The following is a 2,524-nucleotide window of genomic DNA, read 5'->3' as shown; positions in this document are numbered from 1 at the left end:
GGCGTGACCACCATCGGAATGATGAGTACGGTCCTGAGCAGGCGGATGCCCTGAAACTCCCGCAGGCAAAACAGCGCGAGCGCAAAGCCGAGCACGGCCTCGAAGGATACCGACAGCGCGACGAACTTCACCGTGACCCAGAGCGAATTCAGGAATTGTCCGTCGCTCCACAGATGCACATAGTTCTGGAAGCCGACATCGGCGACCGGCGAGCCATAACGATAGGCTCTTGTGCTGGCGCGCAGCCCATCCCACAGCGGATAGACGAGCACGCCGAGCACGATCATCAGGCCGGGCGCCAGCATGAGATAGGGGAGGGCGAGGTCGAGCCCCGCCCCCTGCAGGCGATATTTGCGCGCCTGCGCTGCTGCGCGCATCAGTAGTAACCGGCCGTGGTCAGGTAGTCCTTGACCTGCTTGGCGGCTGTGTCGAGCGCGGCGCCGCCGCCGGAACCGGCCTGCAGCGCCTTGTTGAGCTCGATGCCGAGCAGTTCCTCCACCTTCGCCCAGTCCGGCGTGCGCGGCCTCGGCAGCGAGCCGGCGTCGAGCTGCTGCAGCGCGACCGGGATCAGCCGGTTGCCCGGCTTGGCGATGCCGAAGGCGCTGCGCTTGACCGGGATCGAGCCCGCTTCCGACAGCTTGGCCTGGGTTTCGGCGCTGACGTACCATTTCAGGAACTCAATCGAGTTCGCCTTGTTGGGCGCCGATTTCGGCACGCCTGCGATGAAGATGCCCATCTGGCCGATCGCCGACTGCTGCTTCGGCACGACGCCGAAATCGAGCTTGCCCGCCACCTTGGTCTGGGCGGGATCGTCGGCCTTCAGCGCATTGCCCGAATACTGGATGATGGCGCCGGCATCGCCGCCCAGGATCGCCGCACCTTCCTGGTCGGAATCGAACTCGACCACGCCGTTCGGCGCGTTCTGCTTCATCGTGCCGACGAAGAAATCGGCCGATGCCTTGCCTTCCGCTGAATTGAAGATCGGGTTCCACTTGTCGTCGAAGAAGGAGCCGCCGAACGACAGGAAGACCGGATACCAGCTGGTGACGATGGGGTTGCCGGAGACGCCGCGGAAGACGACCGGGTACTTGATCTTGCCGGCCGCCACTCCTTCCTTGCCCTTGGCGATGACATCGTCCCAGGTCTTGGGCGCGCCGTCGGTGAAGACGTCGTTGCGGTAGGTGAGCGTCTGCAGGTCGCCGACGAAGGGCACGCAGATCAGTGTCGGCTTGGCGCTTTCGAAGCCCTTGACGCGCGGCCCTTTCTGCGGCGGCCAGTAGCCCATGTCGATCATCGAGCCGATCCAGTCCTTGTCGGAACCGTCGATGCCGCCGGCGCCGAGATCCTCGAGCACGTTGGCGGCGCCGAACTGCGGCACCCATGGATCGTCGAGCAGATAGAGGTCGTACTGGCCGGCGCCGCTCTGGGCGTCGGCGAACCACTTCTCCAGCGTCACGCCATATTCATCCTCGAGGAACTCGATGTCGAAGCCCTGCTCCTTGGCGAGCGGGATGATCTTCTGCTTGAACGGCGTCAGTCCGCCATCGGCGAAGGCGCCGATGATGACCTTCTTGCCGGCTGCCCTGGCGGATATAGGCAAGCCGAGCGTGGTGAGGGCCGTGGTGGCTAAAGCCAGGCCGAGCCCGCCTTTGATGACGGAGCGGCGAGTAAGTCTGCTGGAATGCATCATTTCTCTCTCCCATTGCTGTTGACCCTGTGGACGGCGGTGAGGCCGGCCGCATTGAAGAAACAGGCGTTCGCCGGGTCGAAGGCGACGCCGATGCTTTCGCCGACCGCGCCCCTGAAATCGCGGCCGGCCCGTACCGAGACGTTGCCGCCTTCGAGGCGGACATTGACCAGCGTCTCGTTGCCCATCGGTTCGACGACATAGATTTCGCCGGGCAGCGCGCCCGGCTCGCCCGGCTGGGCGACGCTGCAGTCTTCCGGGCGCAGCCCGATCTCCACGATCTCGGCCAGGCGGCATTGGGTGAGCCGCGTTCGCTCCAACGGCACGATCCTGCCGCCGGCGATCACGCCTTGCTCGCCAAGCGCAGCCGGCAGGATGTTCATCGGCGGGTTGCCGACGAAGGTGGCGACGAAACGGTTTGCCGGGCGGTCGTAGATGTCGATGGGCGGCGCCATCTGCTGCAGCTCGCCGCCATGCATGACTGCGACGAGGTCGGCCATCGTCAGGGCCTCGACCTGGTCGTGGGTGACGTAGATGGTGGTGGCGCTGAGGCGCTGGCAGAGCCGCTTGATCTCGCCGCGCATGGTGAGCCGCAGCCGCGCGTCGAGATTGGACAGCGGCTCGTCCATCAGGAAGGCCGCCGGGTCGCGCACGATGGCGCGGGCCAGCGCCACGCGCTGGCGCTGCCCGCCGGAGAGCTGGCGCGGCCGTCGGTCGAGCAGATGGCCGATTTCGAGGATGGCGGCGACCTCGCCGATCTTGGCCTTTCGCCCGGCTTCGGGCGTGCCGCGGATCCACAGCGGATAGCCGATGTTCTCGGCGACCGTCATCTGCGGG

Annotated in this window: 2 protein-coding genes and 1 pseudogene; all 3 read right to left on the bottom strand. The window is 66.0% G+C overall.

Features of this window, described 5'->3' with window-relative positions; translation table 11 throughout:
* A pseudogene (locus EOA29_RS32790) lies at positions 1-377 on the bottom strand (sugar ABC transporter permease); the annotation flags it as partial.
* Positions 377-1,687, bottom strand: coding sequence for an extracellular solute-binding protein (locus EOA29_RS32785; RefSeq protein WP_189479063.1), 1,311 nt, complete (start codon positions 1,685-1,687; stop codon positions 377-379). The pseudogene EOA29_RS32790 and the gene EOA29_RS32785, both read right to left, overlap by 1 nt.
* Positions 1,687-2,524 (bottom strand): ABC transporter ATP-binding protein (locus EOA29_RS32780; protein WP_145969938.1); only part of this gene is annotated, 838 nt, incomplete at its 5' end. The genes EOA29_RS32780 and EOA29_RS32785, both read right to left, overlap by 1 nt.

Origin of the sequence: Mesorhizobium sp. M1E.F.Ca.ET.063.01.1.1 (assembly GCF_003998155.1) — a bacterium.
Taxonomy (GTDB): domain Bacteria; phylum Pseudomonadota; class Alphaproteobacteria; order Rhizobiales; family Rhizobiaceae; genus Mesorhizobium.
This window is presented reverse-complemented; position numbering and strand designations above follow the sequence as displayed.

Coding starts and splice junctions, on each gene's coding strand:
- EOA29_RS32785 (WP_189479063.1), bottom strand. CDS start 1,687: ATGCATTCCAGCAGACTTACTCGCCGCTCCGTCATCAAAGGCGGGCTC.